The organism is Glutamicibacter sp. AOP38-B1-38, from assembly GCF_052377485.1.
Lineage (GTDB): Bacteria > Actinomycetota > Actinomycetes > Actinomycetales > Micrococcaceae > Glutamicibacter.
Map to the genome: position 1 here is coordinate 189,722 of NZ_JBQSWU010000003.1, position 18,173 is coordinate 207,894.

An 18,173-nucleotide genomic window follows, 5' to 3' on the forward strand; every position below is an offset into this window, starting at 1 on the left:
TCGGACACCGGGCGCCTACCGCCACGGGTTAACCCGAACTGGCGGTGAGCCAAAGGAGTTCTATCTCCTTTGGCTCACCGCCAGCAACAAGTTTCGGCTACTTATCGTCTTCCGGGATTTCGTCGAATAGATCGCGCCCATCGCCCGACTTGCCGACCTGCAATTTACTCAGGGCCGCGAGCTCGGCTTCACGGATTTTCTTTTGCCGTCGGGCACGAATTCCTACCTGCGCTCCCCCTCCGAGGAGTACCAGCACCAGCAGGATTCCACCGCCGAGCACAATCACCGGCTGCAGTGCCGGGGCCGAGTCATCGGGAAGGACCGGTTCGGGAGCCGCTACGGGATCCAGCGTCGACTTCTCCATGGAGACCCCGGGGTCCGGAGCCTCGGTCTTTTCATCTGAATTTCGGCGATGGATCCGAATCCACTCGGTAATGGTGTTCATCGGATTAGTCTCGGCCACCGGCACATTTGCGGTCAGCGCCGCGTGCGCATCGATAATGCCGTAACCGTACAGATTGTCCACACCGGCCGCGCCGGTGTCCTTGGCGGTCTGCAGGATTCGGTTGATCACCTGCGGCGCTTTCATCTCCGGATGCTCGGCGCGAATCAGCGCGGCCACGCCGGCGACCAGCGGCGCAGCGCCCGAAGTACCGGACCAGCGGGCGTATCCGCCGCCGGGCAGGCCTCCGACCAGCTGTTCGGCGGGAGCGGCGACACCGATGGAGATACCCTCGGTGGAGGAATCCTTCGAAGCCTTGCCCGACTCATCGACCCCGGCGACCGTCAGCACGCCGGGGATCGTTGCCGGGGCACCGACCTGGCTCATCCCGCCCGAACGGTTGCCCGCGGCGGCCACGATGACCACGTCCTTGTCCTCCGCGTACTTGAACGCGTCATCCCAGCTTTCGGGCCACGCCGGCGAGGTGGAGCCAAGGGACATGTTGATCACCTTGGCGCCGGAATCAACTGCCCAGCGCACCGCCTTGGGGATCTGCTCCTCGACGGGAATGCCCGAAGGGTTTTCCCCGCCCATCCACAAGGACACCGAAAGCAGATCGGCCTCCGGAGCGACGCCGAGCACTCCGTCATTGCCCGCACGCAGGGGCGGCACCTTCTCGTATTCGGGTTCTTCGGGGACTTCTACCGGCTCTTCGTCGTCCGCTTTGTCTTCATTTTTTTCCTCGGCGTTCTTCTTCGCGCGTTCCCACGCGGCCTTCAGCCGTTCGTTCTCGGACTTGATCCGCTCAATCTCTTGCTTATTGTTGCCGCGCCCGCCCAGCAAGGTGGCCACCAGGGTTCCGTGCTCGCTCATCACACCGATCGGCCTATCGCCCTTAGGCCCGCCGGAACCAGACATGTCCGCCCCGCCGGCGATCGCGCCCTTCAGATCAGGGTGGCTGGTATCGATGCCGGTATCGATGATAGCGACCTTGACGCCTTTGCCCTTGGTGACCTTGTGCGCCTCGGTAATGCCCTGGGCCGCCAACCAGTATTCGCTGCTGCGGATATCGTCCGCATGGGCCGGAGCGGCGCCAAGCACCGTAGCCCCAGCCAGTAGCGCCGCCAACACGGCAGCCAACAAGGTACGCGCCGCGACGGGCTTGCCGGTAGTCAAGTGACCCACGATCATCTCCTCGCAAGGGGCTCCGGCATGCCGGGCCAGTAGGGCTAAAACTGCAGTTGGCTAGTTACGCGCGGCCGAGGCCGTGATTCCATCGAGAATATCGTGCTCCGAGGCGATCAACGTCATCGGACGGTTCTGGCTGGTTCGTTCGAGGTAACCCAGAATGCGTTCCACGATCAACGCGCCGGCCTGAATCACATCCACGCGTCCCGGATGCATGAAGCCCAACGCCTCGCGTTCCGCACGGCTATAGGAGAGCATTTCACCGGTGGCTCGGCGCATCTGCGGGAAAGAAAGCTGGGCGCCGTGGATGGCTGCCGAATCATAGGCGCTCAACTTCAGCGCCTGCGCGGTGAGGGTGGTAAAGGTACCGGCCACCACGATCACCGTATCCACCCGGGACACATCGACTCGGCCGTCCAGCGTGGCAAGCGTGTCATCGATGAACTCGATCGCCCCGTCGCGGTCGGCAAAGCGTTCGGTCACCCGCACGCAACCCATATCCAGCGAGGCCGCGGCCAGCGGTCCGGAATCGTCGCCGAGGACAAATTCGGTGGAACCGCCGCCAAGATCAATGACCAGCAGCTGGCCGTCCTTGGCGTGGCGCACCGAGGCCGCGCCGGTAAAGGACAGGCTCGCTTCTTCATCTCCGGTGATCACCTCGGGGCTCACGCCCAGGATGCCGGTGACGGTGGACAGGAAGACCTCGCGGTTCGAGGCATCACGCGCCGCGCTGGTCGCCGCAAAACGGATCTGCTGGACTGAATGCTCATCGCACAATGCCTTGTACTCGCGCACCGCGGCGAAGGTACGTTCCAAAGCTTCGGGAGCGAACCCGCCGGTGGCGTCCACGTCCTGGCCCAGCCGAACCACGCGCATGGTGCGCACGACGTCACGCAGCTGCACGCCGTCGGACTCAACGGTGGCATCCGCAATCAGCAGGCGGATGGAGTTCGTCCCGCAGTCGATTCCCGCTACGCGCATCAGGCTTGATCCGCTTCGGTGGCTTCGCGCTCGGCACGCTTGCGTGCGCGCTCGGCGCGTTTCACCGCCGGGTCAACCCGCTCCTGGGTCTTCACATGGCGCGATCGATCCAGGCTCGGAGCCGCGCCGGTGGTATCCCAGGCGCCTTCGCAGAAGCATTTGTCCTTGGTCCACCATTCCGCGATCCCCGCGATGGCCTCGTCACCCAGCGGGTTCACGCCCTCGCCGGCCGCCAGCGAATGCCCCACGAGCACATGCAGGCACTTCACCCGGCTCGGCATGCCGCCGGCGGAGACGCCGTCGATCTCCGGGACCGCCCCGGTGCCCGAACGCTCGCCGATCGCCTCGCGGTTCGCCAGATAGGACTCGTGCGCCGACACATAGTCGGCGGCCAGCTGCGAATCCTCGCCCAAGCGATCGTTCATGGCGCCCATCAGCCCGGCGGCTTCCAACCGGGACACCGCGGCGGTGATGACCGGATGCGCCAGGTAGTAGGTGGTCGGGAAGGGGATGCCGCTGGAAAGCCGCGGGGCGGTGGTCGCCACCAGCGGATTGCCGCACACGCAGCGTGCACCGATCTCCACCACATCGCGTACCGGACGGTTCAGCTGGCGGCTGAGCGTATCCAGGTCCTGCTCGCTGGGAACACGTCCGGCGGCATCGAGGGCTTCGCGGATTGGCTTATCAGTCAAGTTATCGTCTTTTCGCGTCGTGTGGTTCGTCCCTGGTGCAGGGAGCCGGTAAGTTATCAGTCGGTCGCCGAGCGATGCACCGAATCGAGCAGCGCATCAACCCATGGAAGATCGGCGCGCACCTCATAGGTGCTGCCATTGCTTGTTTGGACTTCTTCCTCAGCTGGAAGTTCGCCCACCACCTTGTACAGCTTTTCGCCCGGCATCACCAAGTTTATCCGTTCGCGGGCCTGCTGCTTGATATACAGCGGGTCGTCCCAACGTGCGATCTCGGCCTTCAGATCGTCGCGCTGCTGCTCCTTCGCGCTGATCGAGGCACGCAGTTCGTTGATTTCGGTCATTTGGGTGCGGTAGAAGTTCACCGTGGGCACCAGCATCACGGCGAAGAACGCGAGCACTACCAGCAGTGCGGCCACGCGTCCGGAGAAGCGATGGGCCGCCACCGGTTCGCCGGCTGGCGGCTGGCTGTGGGCCTCGGCCTTCTCCCCCGGCTTGCGGCGGACTGCGGCGGAGAACTTCACCCGGTCATCGCGGCGGCGTTCGCTCTGCTTCTCCTTGGCACGTTCGCGCAGCGGCGCCTTCGGTTTCCCCGCGGCGGGCTTGGCTGGCCGCGGCGCCGCGGGCGCGCCAGAAGAACCGGTGCCAGCTGTTTTGCGTTCCGGGGATGGAGCCGTCCGCGCCCTGCGCGCCGCCGGAGCATTCCTTTTCGCGCTGGGTACCACGTGCAACGCGTCGGTGGCTGGCTCCGCCTGGTGGGCCCCACTGGTTTCACTGCGCGCGCCGGCTGCCGGTGCTTCGTCTATTTCGCTACGCTCACCGGAGTCAGCTTCCGGTTTCCCGGTGCTTGCTGGGGTGTTTCGTCGCGGCATGCGCGGTGGTCGCTGCGCCATACTCCCCCCATTCAAACTCGTACTTCCAACGGTATCTCCATTAAATAACGATAAGCCCGTCGGTATCCAACTACCGACGAGCTTATTCGTTTTATCTGAAGATTAGCTGTTGAAACGCGGGAACGCGCTGGTTCCTGCGTAAACTGCTGCCTCGCCCAGGTCCTCTTCGATGCGCAGCAGCTGGTTGTACTTTGCTACGCGCTCGCTTCGGGCCGGGGCACCGGTCTTGATCTGGCCGGCGTTGGTGGCCACGCAGATCTCGGCGATGGTGATATCTTCGGTCTCGCCCGAACGGTGCGAGGTGATGGTGGTGTAGCCGGCACGCTGGGCCATCGAGATGGCGTCCAGGGTCTCGGTGAGGGTGCCGATCTGGTTCACCTTGACCAGCAGCGAGTTCGCCGTATTGGTCTTGATGCCCTGAGCCAGGCGTTCCGGGTTGGTGACGAAGAGGTCATCGCCGACCAGCTGCACCTTGTCGCCGATGTTGTCGGTCAGGGTCTTCCACCCTTCCCAGTCGTTCTCATCCAGCGGATCCTCGATGGATACCAGCGGGAAGTCGGCAACCAGCGAGGCGTAGTAATCGCTCATCTGCTGTGCGCTGCGCGCTTCGCCTTCGAACTGGTAGGCGCCGTTCTCGTAGAACTCCGAGGAGGCCACGTCCAGCGCCAGGGCAATGTCCTTGCCCGGGGTGTAGCCGGCGCGCTTGATGGCTTCGGTGATCAGTTCCAGTGCCGCGCGGTTGCTTGGCAGGTTCGGCGCGAAGCCGCCCTCGTCGCCCAGCCCGGTGGACAGCTTCTTTTCCTGCAGTACCGACTTGAGGTTGTGGTAGACCTCGACGCCCCAGCGCAGGCCTTCGGAGAAGGTATCGGCGCCCAGCGGAGCGATCATGAATTCCTGGATGTCCACATCGGAGTCGGCGTGCGAGCCGCCGTTGAGGATGTTCATCAATGGCACCGGCAGCACGTGGGCGTTCGGGCCGCCCAGGTACTTGAACAGTGGCAGGTTGGCGCTGGCGGCCGCGGCGTTGGCCACGGCCAGGGAAACGCCCAAGATGGCGTTGGCGCCGAGCTTCGACTTGTTGGCGGTGCCGTCCAACTCGATCATCGCCTGGTCGATGGAGCGCTGGTCGGTGGCGTCCAGGCCCTCCAGCTCGTCGGCGATCTCTTCGATTACCGACCCAACGGCGCCCAAGACGCCCTTGCCGAGGTAGCGCTTCTTGTCGCCGTCGCGACGTTCCGCGGCTTCGAACTGGCCGGTGGAAGCACCGGATGGAACCGCGGCGCGGCCATGGGCACCATCGGTAAGTAGGACCTCGACCTCAACGGTCGGATTTCCGCGGGAATCAAGAATTTCGCGCGCGTGAATGGCGTCAATCAATGCCATGAGTAAGGACTCCTTGTATAAAGGGGTTGTCTAAGGGCTGGTCGATCCAGCGGTCCGATCGACCGTTGGCACCATTGCCTGTTCCCTAGCCTAGCGCTTCACCCCTTGTTAGGGCGACGTTGTTTCGCGCTTCGTTCCAGCATAATTTTTCGCCAGCGCGTCGCGCAGCACCGTTTCGGCATCCAAGCCAAGCTCCTCGGCCCGCGCCGAGAGGGCCAGCAGTTCGGAACTAAGGCTCTGCGCGTCATGCACCCGCCCCCGGATTTCGCTGGTGGGCTCCGGCAGTTTCGCGGCCCCCGCACGCCGGTGCCGGTCCAGCAGCTTTTGCGCCAGCGCCAGCGAGGGAAGACCGGAGGGAAGCCCGGCATTCTTACGCCGCGGCGCCCCGGCGCGTTCGGACTGCTTGGCCGCATCCCAAATCCGGATGATCTCAGCGATGTCCGTGGTGATCACCGGTTCGAGCCCACCCTGGGCATCGAAGACATGCCGGTTGCGGCGTTGCAGCTTGTCGGCCAGCGCCTTGGCCACGTCCTGCAGGCCGAAGTGCTCCCGCTCCTCGGCGATCCGCGCATGGAGCAGGATCTGGAAGAGCAAATCCCCGAGCTCCTCGCACAATAGTTGCGCATCCTGCGCGCCAATCGCGTCGAGCACCTCATAGGATTCCTCGATCAGGTAGGTGCGCAGGGACTCATGGGTCAACGCGCCGGTCCAGGCGCAGCGCTCCCGCAAGGTCCCGACGATCCAGATCAGCCGGTCTAATTCGCTCTCGCTTTGCATGCCTACAAGCTAATCACATGGATGCGGGCAGCCCGGGCAGACCATCGATGCTCAGCGAATTCTTCTGCGCGCGGTACTCTTCCATGCCCGCGGCGCCTTTTTTCTCGGCCTGCAGGCGCAGCAGCTCCCGTTCCCCGGCGAACTCCATCACCGGTACGCCCCAACCGCAGGAGTCGCTGATCCGGGTGAGCTGAACCGAAATCACCGCGCGGGTGCTTGGATGCTCCGGGTGCAAGGCAACAACTTTCTCGAAGATTTCCTCGCCCGGCAGGTGAACCGCCCCGCGCCCGTGCAGGCGCACGATGCGTGGCCGGTCGTCGAAGGAATTGAACATCAGGCACACCCGGCCGTTTTCCCGGATATGCGCGATGGTTTCCACCCCGCTGCCGGTGTAGTCCACCCAGGCCACCTGGTTCGGGCCCAGCACCGAAAAGGAGTCATGCCCGCGCGGGGAGATGTTCACATGCCCTTGACCCGATAGCGGCGCGGTGGCCACGAACCACATCGGCTGCCGTTGAATCCAGGACTTCAGGTTCTCGTCTATGCCCTCAAAGATTTTGCCCACAAATTCGAGCATAGTGCATCGATTTCGGCTCCCGCCACCCTGCCTCGGGCAGGGTTAAACGTCGCAAGGGCCACCGGTTCGGTGGCCCTTGCGCAAATGATTGCGTCGAGAATTAGATCTCTTCGTAATCCTCGTCGTCGTCCTCATCGTCGTCTTCGTCGAGCAGGTCGGCGTAGTAGTCGTTGATGTATTCGACCAGCAGTTCACGCATTTCCAGCGGCACGAAGGCCGCCTCGGCGGCGTTCAGCGTCAGATCCAGCAGGTCTTCGAGATCGTAGTCGAAGGCCTCGACCAGCAATTCGAATTCATCGGACAGGCCCGTGCCGCTCATCAGCCGGTTGTCCGGGGAGATGGTGACGTTGAACCCGGTCTGCACCAGCAGGTCGATCGGGTGGGATTCGATTCCCTCGCCGAATCCGGCGGTGGCGCCGGTCTGCAGGTTCGAGGACGGGCAGATTTCCAGCGGAATGCCGCGTTCGCGCACCCAGTTGGCTACCGGGCCCAAGGAAACCAGTCCGGTGTCCTGGTCCAGGGTTTCCCCGTCGTCGTCCACGCCGCCGAACTCGATTTCGATATCTTCCGCGACGCGTACGCCGTGGCCCAAGCGGGTGGCGCGGCCGACCAGGATTGCATCCTTGATCGAGTCCAGCCCGGCGGCCTCGCCTGCGTGCACGGTGGTGGGGAAGAGATTCTCGGCCAGCAGGTCGAAGGCATCCTTCATGCGCGAAGGCGGGAACCCATCCTCGGGGCCGGCGATGTCGAATCCGACCACGCCGCGTCCGCGGTGGCGCAAGGCCAGCTGGGCGATCTCCAGGCCGCGGTCCGCTTGGCGCATGGCGCAGAGCAGCTGGCCAACCTGAATCGGGTGGCCCTCGTTGTTCAGCGTCTCGCAGGCCTGATCCAGCCCTTCCTGCACGGCGTCGACGACGTCGTCCAGGCTCAGCCCCTCACGCAGGTGCTGCTCGGGTGCGTAGCGCACCTCGCCGTAGATCACTCCGTCGGCCGCGAGGTCTTCGACGAATTCGCGAGCCACGCGGATCAGCGCATCGCGGGTCTGCATTACGGCCAGGGTGTGGTCAAAGGTTTCCAGGTAGCGTGGCAGCGAACCGGAGTCGGCCGATTCACGGAACCATTCACCCAAGGCTTCGGCGTCGGCGGCCGGCAGCTCGTGGCCGGCCTCCGCTGCCAAGTCGATGATGGTTTGCGGGCGCAAGCCACCGTCAAGGTGGTCATGCAGCGAAACTTTGGGCAGATCCCGGAAGTCGAACTCGGGATCATAGGCAAGATGAATCATTTCTTCAGTCACAGGTCGAGCCTAGTCGCAATTCCTCCGCACAGATAGTTCTGCTGGGTAAAGATCTGCGAGCCGCTATGTGACCATCGTCAAGCCGGCAGGTTAACCCTGTTCGTGCTCGGGCGGGACCAGCTCCAGCGCCCCGGAGGTTTCGGCCGGCGCGCCGTGCTGCGTGCGCCGCTTGTACCGGGCAAACACCCGATTGACCAACAGGTCGATGAGGTAGCCCAGCAGCACCGCGAGCACCACCGAGACGATGATTCCCAGCAGTTTGTTATGCGCCAGCCAATTGCCCGCCAACGCTCCGATGCCCACCGAATAGGCGCCCCAGGTGACGCAGCCGATGATGTCGAAGAGGGTGAAGCGGCGGTGGCTGAAGCCCGTGGCGCCCGCCGTCAAATTCACCGCGACGCGGCCCACGGGGATATAGCGTGCGGTGAAAATCAGCAGCGCCCCGGAGGTCTGGAGCTTGCGCGCGGAAAAATTCAGCACGCGTTGCGCCCGCTTTCCGCGCATCCACGCGAAACCGCGCGCCCCGAGCTTGCGGCCGATCAGGAAGGTGATCTGGTCCCCCACGATGGCCCCGGAAATGCCAAGCACTGCAATCAATACCAGGTTAGGCGATCCGGTGTTCACGCCCACGGCGGCCAGCGAGACCAGAAAGGACTCGGAAGGCACAATCGGGAAAAACGCATCGATCATGCAGAACAGAAACAACAGCGGCAGCACCCACCATGCGCTTGCCGCCTGCGTGATCGCCTCGTTGACCAGTTCCATTAATCTCTGCTTCTTCCCCCGGGCTTGCGCCTGACGCGCCGTGATTCCATTCTCACTCGAGAACTCCCACCGATGCATCCGACCGTCGTCGCATAATGAATTTTATCCATCCGCACCCACGGGTGGAGACATCTGTCCAACGATTGAACACCGCCTTCCGGTTCCCGGGAGTTTGCCGGGAGACTAGAGCTGCGCGCGGAGCAGCGGTTGACCGCCAACGCGAAAAACAACAGCGGCACCCGACCACGGCGTGGGTCGGGTGCCGCTTCGCGCTGCAGGGATTCCGGCGCGCTCGCGGAAGTTCGGCTACTTCGCGGCAATCCGGTCGAAGATCAGGCGGGTGTCCGCCCGGTCGGTATCCGAACCGATCAGGATCGACTTTTCCACCAGTTCGATGGCGCGCGGCAGCTTCTGCGGGGTATCGGTCAGCAGCGTCGCGATCGGCTGCCCGCGGCGCACCAAGGCGCCGGGCTTCACATGCAAGCGCACGCCGGCACCTGCCTGCACCGAATCCTCCTTGCGGGCACGCCCCGCGCCCAGGAACCACGCCGCCAAGCCGATATCCATCGCGTCGAGCTTCAGCAGCGCGCCCTCGGCCGGCGCGTAGACGGTATGCGATTCGGTGGCCACCGGAAGCTTCGCGTCCGGGTCGCCGCCCTGGGCGATGATCATCTGCCGCCAGCGGTCCATCGCCTGGCCGTTGCCCAGCGCGGCGCGCACGTCAACGCCCTTGATCCCGGCACCGGCGAGCATCTCGGTGGCCAAGGCCACGGTCAGCTCGACCACGTCCTCCGGCCCGCCGCCGGCGAGCACCTCAACGGATTCCTCGACCTCGATCGCATTGCCGGCGGTCAACCCGAGCGGGGTGTCCATATTCGTCAGCAAGGCGACGGTATTCACCCCGGAGTCGGTGCCCAGGTAGACCATGGTTTCGGCGAGCTCGCGGGCCATCGCCTCGTCCTTCATGAAGGCGCCGGAACCGACCTTCACATCCAGGATCAGCGTGCCGGTGCCTTCGGCGATCTTCTTGCTCATGATCGAGGAGGCGATCAGCGGCAGCGAGTCCACGGTGGCGGTCACATCCCGCAGCGCGTACAGCTTCTTATCCGCCGGGGCCAGCCCGGTGCCCGCGGCGCAGATCACCGCGCCGGCACCCGAAAGCTGGGCGAACATCTCCTCGTTGGTCAATGCCGCACGCCACCCCGGGATGGCTTCGAGCTTATCCAGGGTGCCTCCGGTGTGGCCTAGGCCGCGGCCGGAGAGCTGCGGGACGGCCACCCCGAAGCTGGCGACCAGCGGTGCCAGCGGCAGCGTGATCTTATCCCCCACCCCGCCGGTGGAGTGCTTGTCGGTGGTGGCCAGCCTCTTGCCGTTGGCATCGGTCAACCCGGAGAAGTCCATGCGTTCGCCCGAGTTGATCATCGCGTGGGTCCAGCGCGAAATTTCCGAACGGTTCATGCCGCGGAAGAAGATTGCCATATTCAGCGCGGACATCTGCTCTTCGGCGATGGCCCCGCGGGTGTACCCCTCGATGGTCCAGTCGATCATCTCGCCGCTGAGTTCCCCGCCATCGCGTTTGGTGCGGATGATATCGACGGCACTAAATTTTTCGGCAGCCATAATCGGGTTCCTTACTCGTCAATTTCTCGGAGGTGACTTCGCTACGCAAAAGCGCGCGGGTCACAAGGCAATATCGTTCGGGCCAAAGGCGTAGGGCAGCAGCTGTTCCATGGTGAGGATGCCGGTATCGGTTTTGATCAGCATGTCGGCACCCCGGTGCTCGAAGAGCAGTTGGCGGCAGCGCCCGCAGGGGGTGATCAGTTCGACCTTGCCCGCCTCCAGCTGGCCGAAACAGACAAAGTACGCCAGCTGGCCGCCGCCGGTGGCGAACATTTCGCCGACCATGGCGCACTCGGCGCACAGGGTCACCCCGTAGGCGGCGTTTTCGATATTGCACCCCGAGACGATTCGCCCATCGGTGGTTTGCGCCGCGGCGCCCACCCGGAACTTCGAGTAGGGTGCATAGGCCGTGGACAGCGCCGCCGCGGCCGCAGCTTCGAGCTGCGGCCACGGCGCGGTGTTGTTTTCCATGGGGATTGTCATTCCTTCACATACGGTTCGCCGACGGCCGCCGGGCCACGCGAGCGGCCCACCAGTCCGGCGACGGCGAAGATCGTGACCAGATACGGCATCATCGCCATGAACTGGCTTGGCACCGGTGTGCCGATAATCGTCAGGATCACCTGCAGGTTATCCGCGAAGCCGAAGAGCAGCGCGGCGGCGAAGGCTCCGATCGGGTTCCAGCGTCCGAAGATCACCGCGGCCAGCGCGATGAAGCCGCGGCCCCCGGATATTTCCTTGGTGAAGGAGTCGATCGCCACCAGGGTGAAGAAGGAGCCGCCGATGCCGGCGACGATGCCGCCGAGGGTGACGTTCCAGAAGCGGGTGGCGTTGACCTTGATGCCCAGGGTGTCCGCGGCCTTCGGGTGTTCGCCCACCGCACGCACGCGCAGCCCCCAACGGGTTTTGAACAGGCCGAACCAGACCAGGAAGACCGCCACGTACATCAGGTAGCCGATCAGCGACTGCTTGAACAGGATCGGGCCGATCACCGGGATGGCGCTCAACCCGGGGATCGCGATGATCGGCAGGTGGGCCGGCGAGTTGAACAGTTCCGGATCTTCCTGCATCACCGTGGTGAAGAGGAACCCGGTGATGCCCGAGACCAGCACGTTGAGCACCACGCCGACGATGATCTGGTTGACCAGGTACTTGATTGCGAAGACCGCGAGCACCAGGGAAACCAGCGCGCCGGCGATGCCTGCGGCGATCAGCCCGGCGAAGGCGTTTTTGGTCACCGAGGCGACGATCGCCGCGGTGAACGCGCCACCGAGCAGCTGGCCCTCGATGGCGATGTTGACCACGCCGGCACGTTCGCAGAGCACTCCGGAGAGCGAACCGAAGACCAGCGGCACCGCGAGCACCACCGCGCCGGCGAGCAGGCTGGCCAGCGAAATGCTGTTGATATTCGCCCCGGAGACCACCCAGATCAGGAAGCCCAGGACGAAGACCACCGCGGCGATCACCACCGCCCAGGTCGGCAGCACCTGCCCCTTGGCGCGCAGCCTCCAGGAATAGGCCGCCAGGGCCGCCAGCAGCACCCCGAAGACGATATTCGTGGCCATGCCCGGGAAGACCAGGTCCGGAATCGTGAACGCGTCGGTGGCGGTGCTCAGCGAGAAGTGCGCCGCCTGGCTGCTGCCTAGGAAGCCGAAGCTGATCAGCGTGATCAGTGCGATGACGCTGAGCACGATTGGGGTTTTCTTGCTCGGCAACAGCGTGATCGACGGTTGCAGGCCTTGAGTCGTCATGGTGGTCACTTGGCACCTGCCTTGGTGGTTTCGGCGACGCGCGCGCGTCGCTTGGGGTTCATGCCGAAGATCGATTTCACCAGCGGCGGAGCGGCGATGAACAGCACGATCAGCGACTGCACCACGAGCACGATGTCGATTGGGGTGCCGGTGGAGATCTGCATATTGACCGCACCGGCGCGGAAGGCACCGAACAGCAGTCCGGCGAAGAAGGTCCCCCACGGGGTGGAGCGGCCCAGCAGCGCCACGGTGATCGCGTCGAAGCCGAGCGAGCCGGCCACACCGGCGGTGAGCACCTTCTCGGTGCCGGCCACCTGGGCGACGCCGGCGGCACCGGCCAGCGCGCCGGCGAAGGCCATCGCCAGCATGGTGGTCCGTGCGACGTTCACCCCGGCGGTCCGTGCGGCCTGCGGGTTATGCCCTACCGCGCGGAATTCGAAGCCGAGGGTGGAGCGCTTGAGCATCCAGGCCACCAGCACCGTCAGCCCGATCGCCATGACGAACCCCAGGTGCAACCGGGAACCGGGCATCGCCGGGAAGGTCGCGTTGGCGTCGAGGATCGGGGAGATCGGGTTCGTCTCGCCGGGACGGCGGAAGGCGGTGGTGTTCATCAAGAAGTCCAGCAGGTACAGCGCCACGTAGTTGAACATGATCGTCAAGATCACCTCGTGCGCGCCGGTGCGGGCCTTGAGCAGGCCCACCAGCCCGCCCCACAGCGCGCCGCCGAGCAGCCCGAAGATGATCACCAGCAGCAGGTGCAGCACCAGCGGCAGGTGCCAGGCGAACCCGACATAGCCGGCCATCGTGGCCCCGATGATGATCTGCCCCTGGGCACCGATGTTGAACATGCCCGCGCGGAAGGCCAGGGCAACGCCCAGGCCCGCGCAGATCAGCGGGGTGGAGACCGTCAGGGTCTCCAGGAACGGGGAGAAGCCCCGTGCGGAGTTGTAGATGGAGCCGTTGAACAGCGCCACGTAGCTTTCGGTTCCCGCGCGCCACAGCTGGGAGAAGAAATCGCTGGGTCGGGCGAAGATGTAGCTGGAGGTCTCGATGACCTTCTTGTCGGTGACCGCTACCAGCAGGCCGCCGATGACCAGGGCGACGATCACGCCGAGCAGCGAGACGATGCCCGGGCCCTGGGTGATCTTGCGGAAGAGCTCGTTGTTCGCCCGCCCGCCATCGGGCTGCGCTGCCGGCTTCTCGGCGGTCGGCATCTCGCCGATGGGGTTCTCGCTCACTGCGCTTCTCCTTCCGCTGCGTTGGTTTCGCCCGGCGCTGCTTGGCCGGGCTGTTTGGTTTCCACCGGCACCGGGGTCGCCTCGACGGGTTCGGCATCCGCCTTCACGTGCCCGGCCTGGCTGGTCGCATCCTCCTGGGAGACTCCGGCCATCATCAGGCCGAGCACCTCGCGGGAGGTGTCCCCCGGCACGATGCCGTTGATCTTGCCCTTGTAGAGCACCGCGATCCGGTCCGCCAGCTCCATCACCTCGTCCAGCTCGGTGGATACGATCAGCACCGGGGTGCCCTTGTCGCGTTCGGCGACGATGCGCCGGTGCAGGAACTCGATGGAGCCCACATCCACGCCGCGGGTGGGCTGCGAGGCGATGAACAGCTTCAAATCGCGGCTCAGCTCGCGGGCCATCACCACCTTCTGCTGGTTGCCGCCCGAAAGGCTGGACGCCGGGTTCAGCGGGTTGTCGGTGCGCACGTCGAAGTCGGCGATCTGCTTGGTGGCGTTCTTCTTCATCGCCTCCAGGTTCATCGAAATCCCCTTGCCGAAGGGCTTTCGGTCGTACAGGTCCAGAATCAGGTTCTCTTCGATGGAGAACTGGGTGACCAGCCCGTGCACCGAGCGGTCCTCGGGGACAAATCCCACGCCAGAGCGCAGCACCGCCTTGACCGATTTGCCGACCAGTTCCTGCCCGTCGAGCTTGATCGATCCGGCATTCACCGGCTGGGTGCCGAGGATCGCCTCGGTCAGTTCGGTTTGCCCGTTGCCTTGCACCCCGGCCACGGCGAGGATCTCGCCCTTATGGATGTCGAAGGAGACCCGGTCCAAGGTGGTGGTGCCGGCCGGGTTGATGACGCTCAGCTCGCGCACCGCGAGACTGGCCTCCCCCGGGGTGCCCGCTTCCTTGTTCAGATTCAGCTGCACGGCGCGTCCGACCATCAGGTTGGCCAGCTCGGTGGTGGAGGTTTCGGGGGCGACCGAATCGACGACCAGGCCGCGGCGGACCACGGTGATCACATCGGAGACCGCGCGCACCTCGCGCAGCTTATGCGAGATGAACACGATCGAGGTGCCGTTGGCCTTGAGCTGGCGCATGATATCCAGCAGCTCGTCGGTTTCCTGCGGGGTCAGCACCGCGGTTGGCTCGTCGAGGATGAGCACCTTCGCCTCGCGGACCAGCGCCTTGATGATTTCCACGCGCTGCTGCACGCCGACGGGCAAGTCCTCGACGACCGCGTCCGGGTCGACGTTGAACCCATAGCGATCGGAGATTTCGCGGACCTTCTTGCGTGTGACCTGCAGGTCCAGCACGCCGCCGGCCTTGGTGGCTTCGGCGCCCAGGGCGATGTTCTCGGCGACGGTGAACACCGGGATCAGCATGAAGTGCTGGTGCACCATGCCGATGCCGGCGGCCATGGCATCGCCGGGGCCGGAGAATGCCACCGGCTTGTCGTCGAGCAGGATGTGCCCCTCGGTCGGTTGGTACAGACCGTAGAGCACGTTCATTAGCGTGGACTTTCCCGCGCCGTTCTCACCGAGCAAGCAGTGGATCTGGGCATCATCGACGACGAGGTCGATGTCTTTGTTGGCGTAGAAAGAACCGAAGGCTTTCGAGATTCCTCGTAGTTCGAGTTTCACGATTCCACCATCTTTGTTATTCGGTTGCTGGCAGGTGGGCAGGCATAGAGCGCGTCACCTGCACACCGCTCGGGCGGTGAGCGGTGACGCGCTCGGATGACTTATTCTGTGGTGCGCCAAACCCTACTTAGGGCTGGCAGCCGATTCAACCTTCAGCTCACCGGAGATGATCGAGGCCTTCAGGGCCTCGAGCTCTGCCTTGGTTTCGTCGGAAACCTTGGAGTCGAAGTCGTGGAATGGAGCCAGGGCAACGCCCTCGTTCTCCAGCGTTCCGACATATGGGGTCGAATCGAAGTTGTCTGCGGCATCGGCGACGATGACCTCTTCGACGGCCTTGTCCATGGTCTTGACCACCGAGGTGAGCATGACGTCCTTGTAGTCCGGCGCGGTCACGTAGCCGTCGGAGTCAACCCAAACCAGCTTGACGTCCTTGCCGGCCTTGTTGGCGTCCTGCACCGCAGCGCCGGCGCCCTTGCCTACCGGGCCTGCCACAGGCATGACCACGTCTGCACCGTTGTCGATGAAGTTCTTGGTCACCTGCTTGCCCTTGTCCTGCTTTTCGAAGTCGCCGGTGAACGTGCCGTCTTGCTTCTTCTTGTCCCAGCCCAGCAGCTTGACGTCCTCGCCCTTGCCTTCGTTGAACTTGTCAACGCCGTCGGCGAAGCCGTCCATGAAGATGGTGACGGTAGGGATCTTGACGCCGCCGAAGGTGGCAACGGTGCCGGTCTCCGAGGCGGCAGCTGCCGCATAGCCGGCCAGGTAGGCTGCCTGGGCCGTGTCATAGATGATCGGCTTGACGTTTTCGATCTGCTCCTCGTACTGGAAGTCGACGATCGCGAAGTGCTTCTCCGGGTTAGCGGCAGCGGCTTCGGCGGTTGCGTCGCCGAGCAGGAATCCGACGGTGACCGTCAGATTGCAGCCGGCGTTCATCATGCCGGTGAGGTTGGTGGCGAAGTCGGCGTTCGACTTCGACTCTGCCTCGCGCGGGGTGAAGCCAATATCGTCGGCGGCGGCCAGCAGGCCGCGGTGCGAGGATTCGTTGAAGGACTGGTCGTCGAATCCGCCCGAGTCGGAAACGATGCAGCCAATGTAGTCAGAGTTGCCGGCAGCTCCGCCGGTTTCCTCTGGAGCGGCGCCACAGGCGCTCAATGCCAAAGCAGAAATGCCGAGCATGGCCGCGGCCATACCGGTCTTGCGCGATACGAAGCGCATCTAAACCTCCATGAGTGAAGTGCGAGATTACCGGGAGGCGAGGAACCTGTAACCCCACGAAGATGGCCTTCGCGAGCGGCACAAAAGTACTAGCTTTCCCATCGTTTCCATAGCCTATCGGAGATACGACAGAGGTAAAGACGTGGAAGATTGCAAACCGGTAACTTCCCGAACACGTAACGGCAAGCGCTTAACGTCAAACTCCAAGTCAGATGACGATTTGTTAATGCTTCAAAGAAGTGTTAAAAACTTTTGGGTTTCCCCTAGTTGGCCAGCGCTTCGTCGATGGCCTGCACCGCCGCGGCGGTCATTAAACGCACGCCCGTGCCGATGCATCGTTCATCTGGGTTATAGTCCCCGCGGTGCAGGTCGTAGGTCTTGCCTCCCGGAGTGCGGGTGCCAAGTCGCAACATTGCCCCCGGCACCTTCTGCGTCATCCAGGCAAAATCTTCTCCGCCCATGGACTGCGGGGTCAATTCGATCGCGGCCGCACCAAATTCTCGGCGACCGGCATCTTCGATCAACGCGGTTTCGCTCGGAGCGTTGATTACCGGCGGCACCCCGCGGGTGTGCTGCATCTTGATCTCCACCCCATAGGGGGCTGCCACCTGGCGGACCGTAGCATCGAGCAGCTCACCGGCCGCATACCAGACCTCGCCATCGAGGCAACGCATGGTTCCGGCCAGGTATCCGGTAGCGGGTATCGCATTCGGGGCGCTGCCGGCATGAATCTGCCCCCACACCACCGAGACGGCCGAGCGCACATCGACCTTGCGCCCGAGCACCGCCGGGACCTGGGTGGCGATCTGGCTCATTGCGAAGACGATGTCTTCGGTCAAATGCGGACGCGAGGTATGCCCGCCGCGGCCGTTGACCTCGATCCGAATGGTATCGCTGGCCGAGGTGATCGCGCCGATGCGGGTACCGATCTTGCCCACGTCGATCCGCGGATCGCAGTGCAGGGCCAGCACGCGTGGCACCTCATCCAGGATCCCCTGCTCGATCACCGACAGCGCGCCGCCGGGCAGTTTCTCCTCGGCAGGCTGGAAGATCACCCGAATTTTCCCGTGCAACGCCCCGGCCTCGTCCATCCGCTGCAATGCCAGCGCGACGCCGAGCATCACGGTGGTATGGATGTCGTGGCCGCAGGCGTGGGCCACCCCGTCGGTCAGCGAGGCGAAATCCAGTCCGGTTTCTTCCACCACCGGCAGCGCGTCGATATCCGCGCGCAGCCCGAGCCGGATCGGCCCCGGCCCCACGTCGACGAATGCACCGGTCTGCTCCATGGCCACCGGTTCGAGCCCGGCGGCACGCAATGCCGCGAGAATTCGCGCGGTGCTCTGGTGCTCCGCGAAGGACAGTTCTGGGTTGCGGTGCAGCTCGCGGCGGAAGTCGATCAGCGCAGGCAGCAGCGGCTCGGTCCACGGTTGGACGGAAGCTAACTTGCCATTTTCATTCACGGTGGTCACCCCTGTGAGAATACGCCGTCGAGGAATCGGCGACCAGCTGGGCCGTAACCTTGAGCCTAATTACGCAATACAATCCCAGCCCAGGCCCCGGTTCATCGCGAACCGGGGCCAGGGGCACGGGACATTCGCTACTTGCCGCGGATCAGTTCGGCGCAGCGCTCACCGATCATCATCACCGTGAGATTCGGATTCACCGTCACCAACTCCGGCATCACCGACGCATCCGCCACCCGCAACCCGGACACCCCCTTAACCCGCAGCTC

The 18,173-nt window shown here is 64.2% G+C and carries 17 protein-coding genes; all 17 read right to left on the reverse strand.

The features are described 5' to 3' along the window. Nucleotides 1-97: 97 nt before the first annotated feature. Nucleotides 98-1,627 carry a S8 family serine peptidase gene (locus tag ACT3TP_RS03105; RefSeq protein ID WP_444619301.1) on the reverse strand — a complete coding sequence of 510 codons (1,530 nt, stop codon included), beginning with the start codon at nt 1,625-1,627 and terminating at the stop codon, nt 98-100. A gap of 60 nt (nt 1,628-1,687) precedes the next feature. After that, complete coding sequence (locus tag ACT3TP_RS03110) at nt 1,688-2,614, reverse strand: Ppx/GppA phosphatase family protein (RefSeq protein ID WP_444619323.1); 927 nt, start codon at nt 2,612-2,614, stop codon at nt 1,688-1,690. Continuing rightward, on the reverse strand, nt 2,611-3,303 hold the full coding sequence (locus tag ACT3TP_RS03115; protein WP_096287741.1) for a DUF501 domain-containing protein: 693 nt from the start codon (nt 3,301-3,303) through the stop codon (nt 2,611-2,613). Before ACT3TP_RS03115 ends, ACT3TP_RS03110 begins: the two co-directional genes overlap by 4 nt. Before the next feature lie 56 nt (nt 3,304-3,359). Beyond that, on the reverse strand, nt 3,360-4,193 hold the full coding sequence (locus ACT3TP_RS03120) for an FtsB family cell division protein (protein ID WP_444619303.1): 834 nt from the start codon (nt 4,191-4,193) through the stop codon (nt 3,360-3,362). 102 nt (nt 4,194-4,295) lie between these two features. Further along, nucleotides 4,296-5,576: a phosphopyruvate hydratase gene (eno, locus tag ACT3TP_RS03125; RefSeq protein WP_444619305.1), complete on the reverse strand. Its 1,281-nt coding sequence runs from the start codon at nt 5,574-5,576 to the stop codon at nt 4,296-4,298. Nucleotides 5,577-5,684: 108 nt separating this feature from the next. Continuing rightward, on the reverse strand, nt 5,685-6,353 hold the full coding sequence (locus ACT3TP_RS03130; protein WP_444619307.1) for a MazG nucleotide pyrophosphohydrolase domain-containing protein: 669 nt from the start codon (nt 6,351-6,353) through the stop codon (nt 5,685-5,687). A 13-nt stretch (nt 6,354-6,366) separates the two neighbouring features. Continuing rightward, entirely contained in the window at nt 6,367-6,918 is a 552-nt protein-coding gene (locus tag ACT3TP_RS03135; protein ID WP_444619309.1) for a pyridoxamine 5'-phosphate oxidase family protein, read from the reverse strand. Nucleotides 6,919-7,030: 112 nt separating this feature from the next. After that, nucleotides 7,031-8,212 (reverse strand): adenosine deaminase, encoded by a 1,182-nt coding sequence (locus ACT3TP_RS03140; protein ID WP_444619325.1) that lies wholly within the window; start codon nt 8,210-8,212, stop codon nt 7,031-7,033. A gap of 102 nt (nt 8,213-8,314) precedes the next feature. Continuing rightward, complete coding sequence (locus tag ACT3TP_RS03145; RefSeq protein ID WP_444619311.1) at nt 8,315-8,989, reverse strand: DedA family protein; 675 nt, start codon at nt 8,987-8,989, stop codon at nt 8,315-8,317. Between the two features lie 306 nt (nt 8,990-9,295). After that, entirely contained in the window at nt 9,296-10,609 is a 1,314-nt protein-coding gene (locus ACT3TP_RS03150) for a thymidine phosphorylase (protein WP_105570253.1), read from the reverse strand. Between the two features lie 60 nt (nt 10,610-10,669). Further along, nucleotides 10,670-11,080, reverse strand: a complete 411-nt coding sequence (locus tag ACT3TP_RS03155) for a cytidine deaminase (protein ID WP_444619314.1) — start codon at nt 11,078-11,080, stop codon at nt 10,670-10,672. Nucleotides 11,081-11,088: 8 nt separating this feature from the next. Next, on the reverse strand, nt 11,089-12,360 hold the full coding sequence (locus ACT3TP_RS03160; protein ID WP_444619327.1) for an ABC transporter permease: 1,272 nt from the start codon (nt 12,358-12,360) through the stop codon (nt 11,089-11,091). A gap of 5 nt (nt 12,361-12,365) precedes the next feature. Next, entirely contained in the window at nt 12,366-13,574 is a 1,209-nt protein-coding gene (locus ACT3TP_RS03165) for an ABC transporter permease (RefSeq protein WP_105553938.1), read from the reverse strand. Nucleotides 13,575-13,594: 20 nt separating this feature from the next. After that, a complete protein-coding gene (locus tag ACT3TP_RS03170; RefSeq protein WP_444619316.1) occupies nt 13,595-15,229 on the reverse strand; it encodes an ABC transporter ATP-binding protein in 1,635 nt (544 codons plus the stop codon). Between the two features lie 123 nt (nt 15,230-15,352). After that, complete coding sequence (locus ACT3TP_RS03175) at nt 15,353-16,441, reverse strand: BMP family lipoprotein (RefSeq protein WP_444619318.1); 1,089 nt, start codon at nt 16,439-16,441, stop codon at nt 15,353-15,355. Between the two features lie 263 nt (nt 16,442-16,704). Further along, nucleotides 16,705-17,901 carry an amidohydrolase gene (locus ACT3TP_RS03180; protein ID WP_444619329.1) on the reverse strand — a complete coding sequence of 399 codons (1,197 nt, stop codon included), beginning with the start codon at nt 17,899-17,901 and terminating at the stop codon, nt 16,705-16,707. Between the two features lie 137 nt (nt 17,902-18,038). Next, the coding region (locus tag ACT3TP_RS03185) for a GMC oxidoreductase (protein ID WP_444619331.1) at nt 18,039-18,173 on the reverse strand (135 nt) is incomplete at its 5' end.

Bases quoted from the DNA above. Each gene is read 5' to 3' on its own strand.
- ACT3TP_RS03140 (WP_444619325.1), bottom strand. From the start codon at position 8,212: ATGATTCATCTTGCCTATGATCCCGAGTTCGACTTCCGGGATCTGCCC.
- eno (WP_444619305.1), bottom strand. From the start codon at position 5,576: ATGGCATTGATTGACGCCATTCACGCGCGCGAAATTCTTGATTCCCGC.
- ACT3TP_RS03145 (WP_444619311.1), bottom strand. From the start codon at position 8,989: ATGGAACTGGTCAACGAGGCGATCACGCAGGCGGCAAGCGCATGGTGG.
- ACT3TP_RS03175 (WP_444619318.1), bottom strand. From the start codon at position 16,441: ATGCGCTTCGTATCGCGCAAGACCGGTATGGCCGCGGCCATGCTCGGC.
- ACT3TP_RS03165 (WP_105553938.1), bottom strand. From the start codon at position 13,574: ATGCCGACCGCCGAGAAGCCGGCAGCGCAGCCCGATGGCGGGCGGGCG.
- ACT3TP_RS03155 (WP_444619314.1), bottom strand. From the start codon at position 11,080: ATGGAAAACAACACCGCGCCGTGGCCGCAGCTCGAAGCTGCGGCCGCG.
- ACT3TP_RS03150 (WP_105570253.1), bottom strand. From the start codon at position 10,609: ATGGCTGCCGAAAAATTTAGTGCCGTCGATATCATCCGCACCAAACGC.
- ACT3TP_RS03120 (WP_444619303.1), bottom strand. From the start codon at position 4,193: ATGGCGCAGCGACCACCGCGCATGCCGCGACGAAACACCCCAGCAAGC.
- ACT3TP_RS03130 (WP_444619307.1), bottom strand. From the start codon at position 6,353: ATGCAAAGCGAGAGCGAATTAGACCGGCTGATCTGGATCGTCGGGACC.
- ACT3TP_RS03160 (WP_444619327.1), bottom strand. From the start codon at position 12,360: ATGACGACTCAAGGCCTGCAACCGTCGATCACGCTGTTGCCGAGCAAG.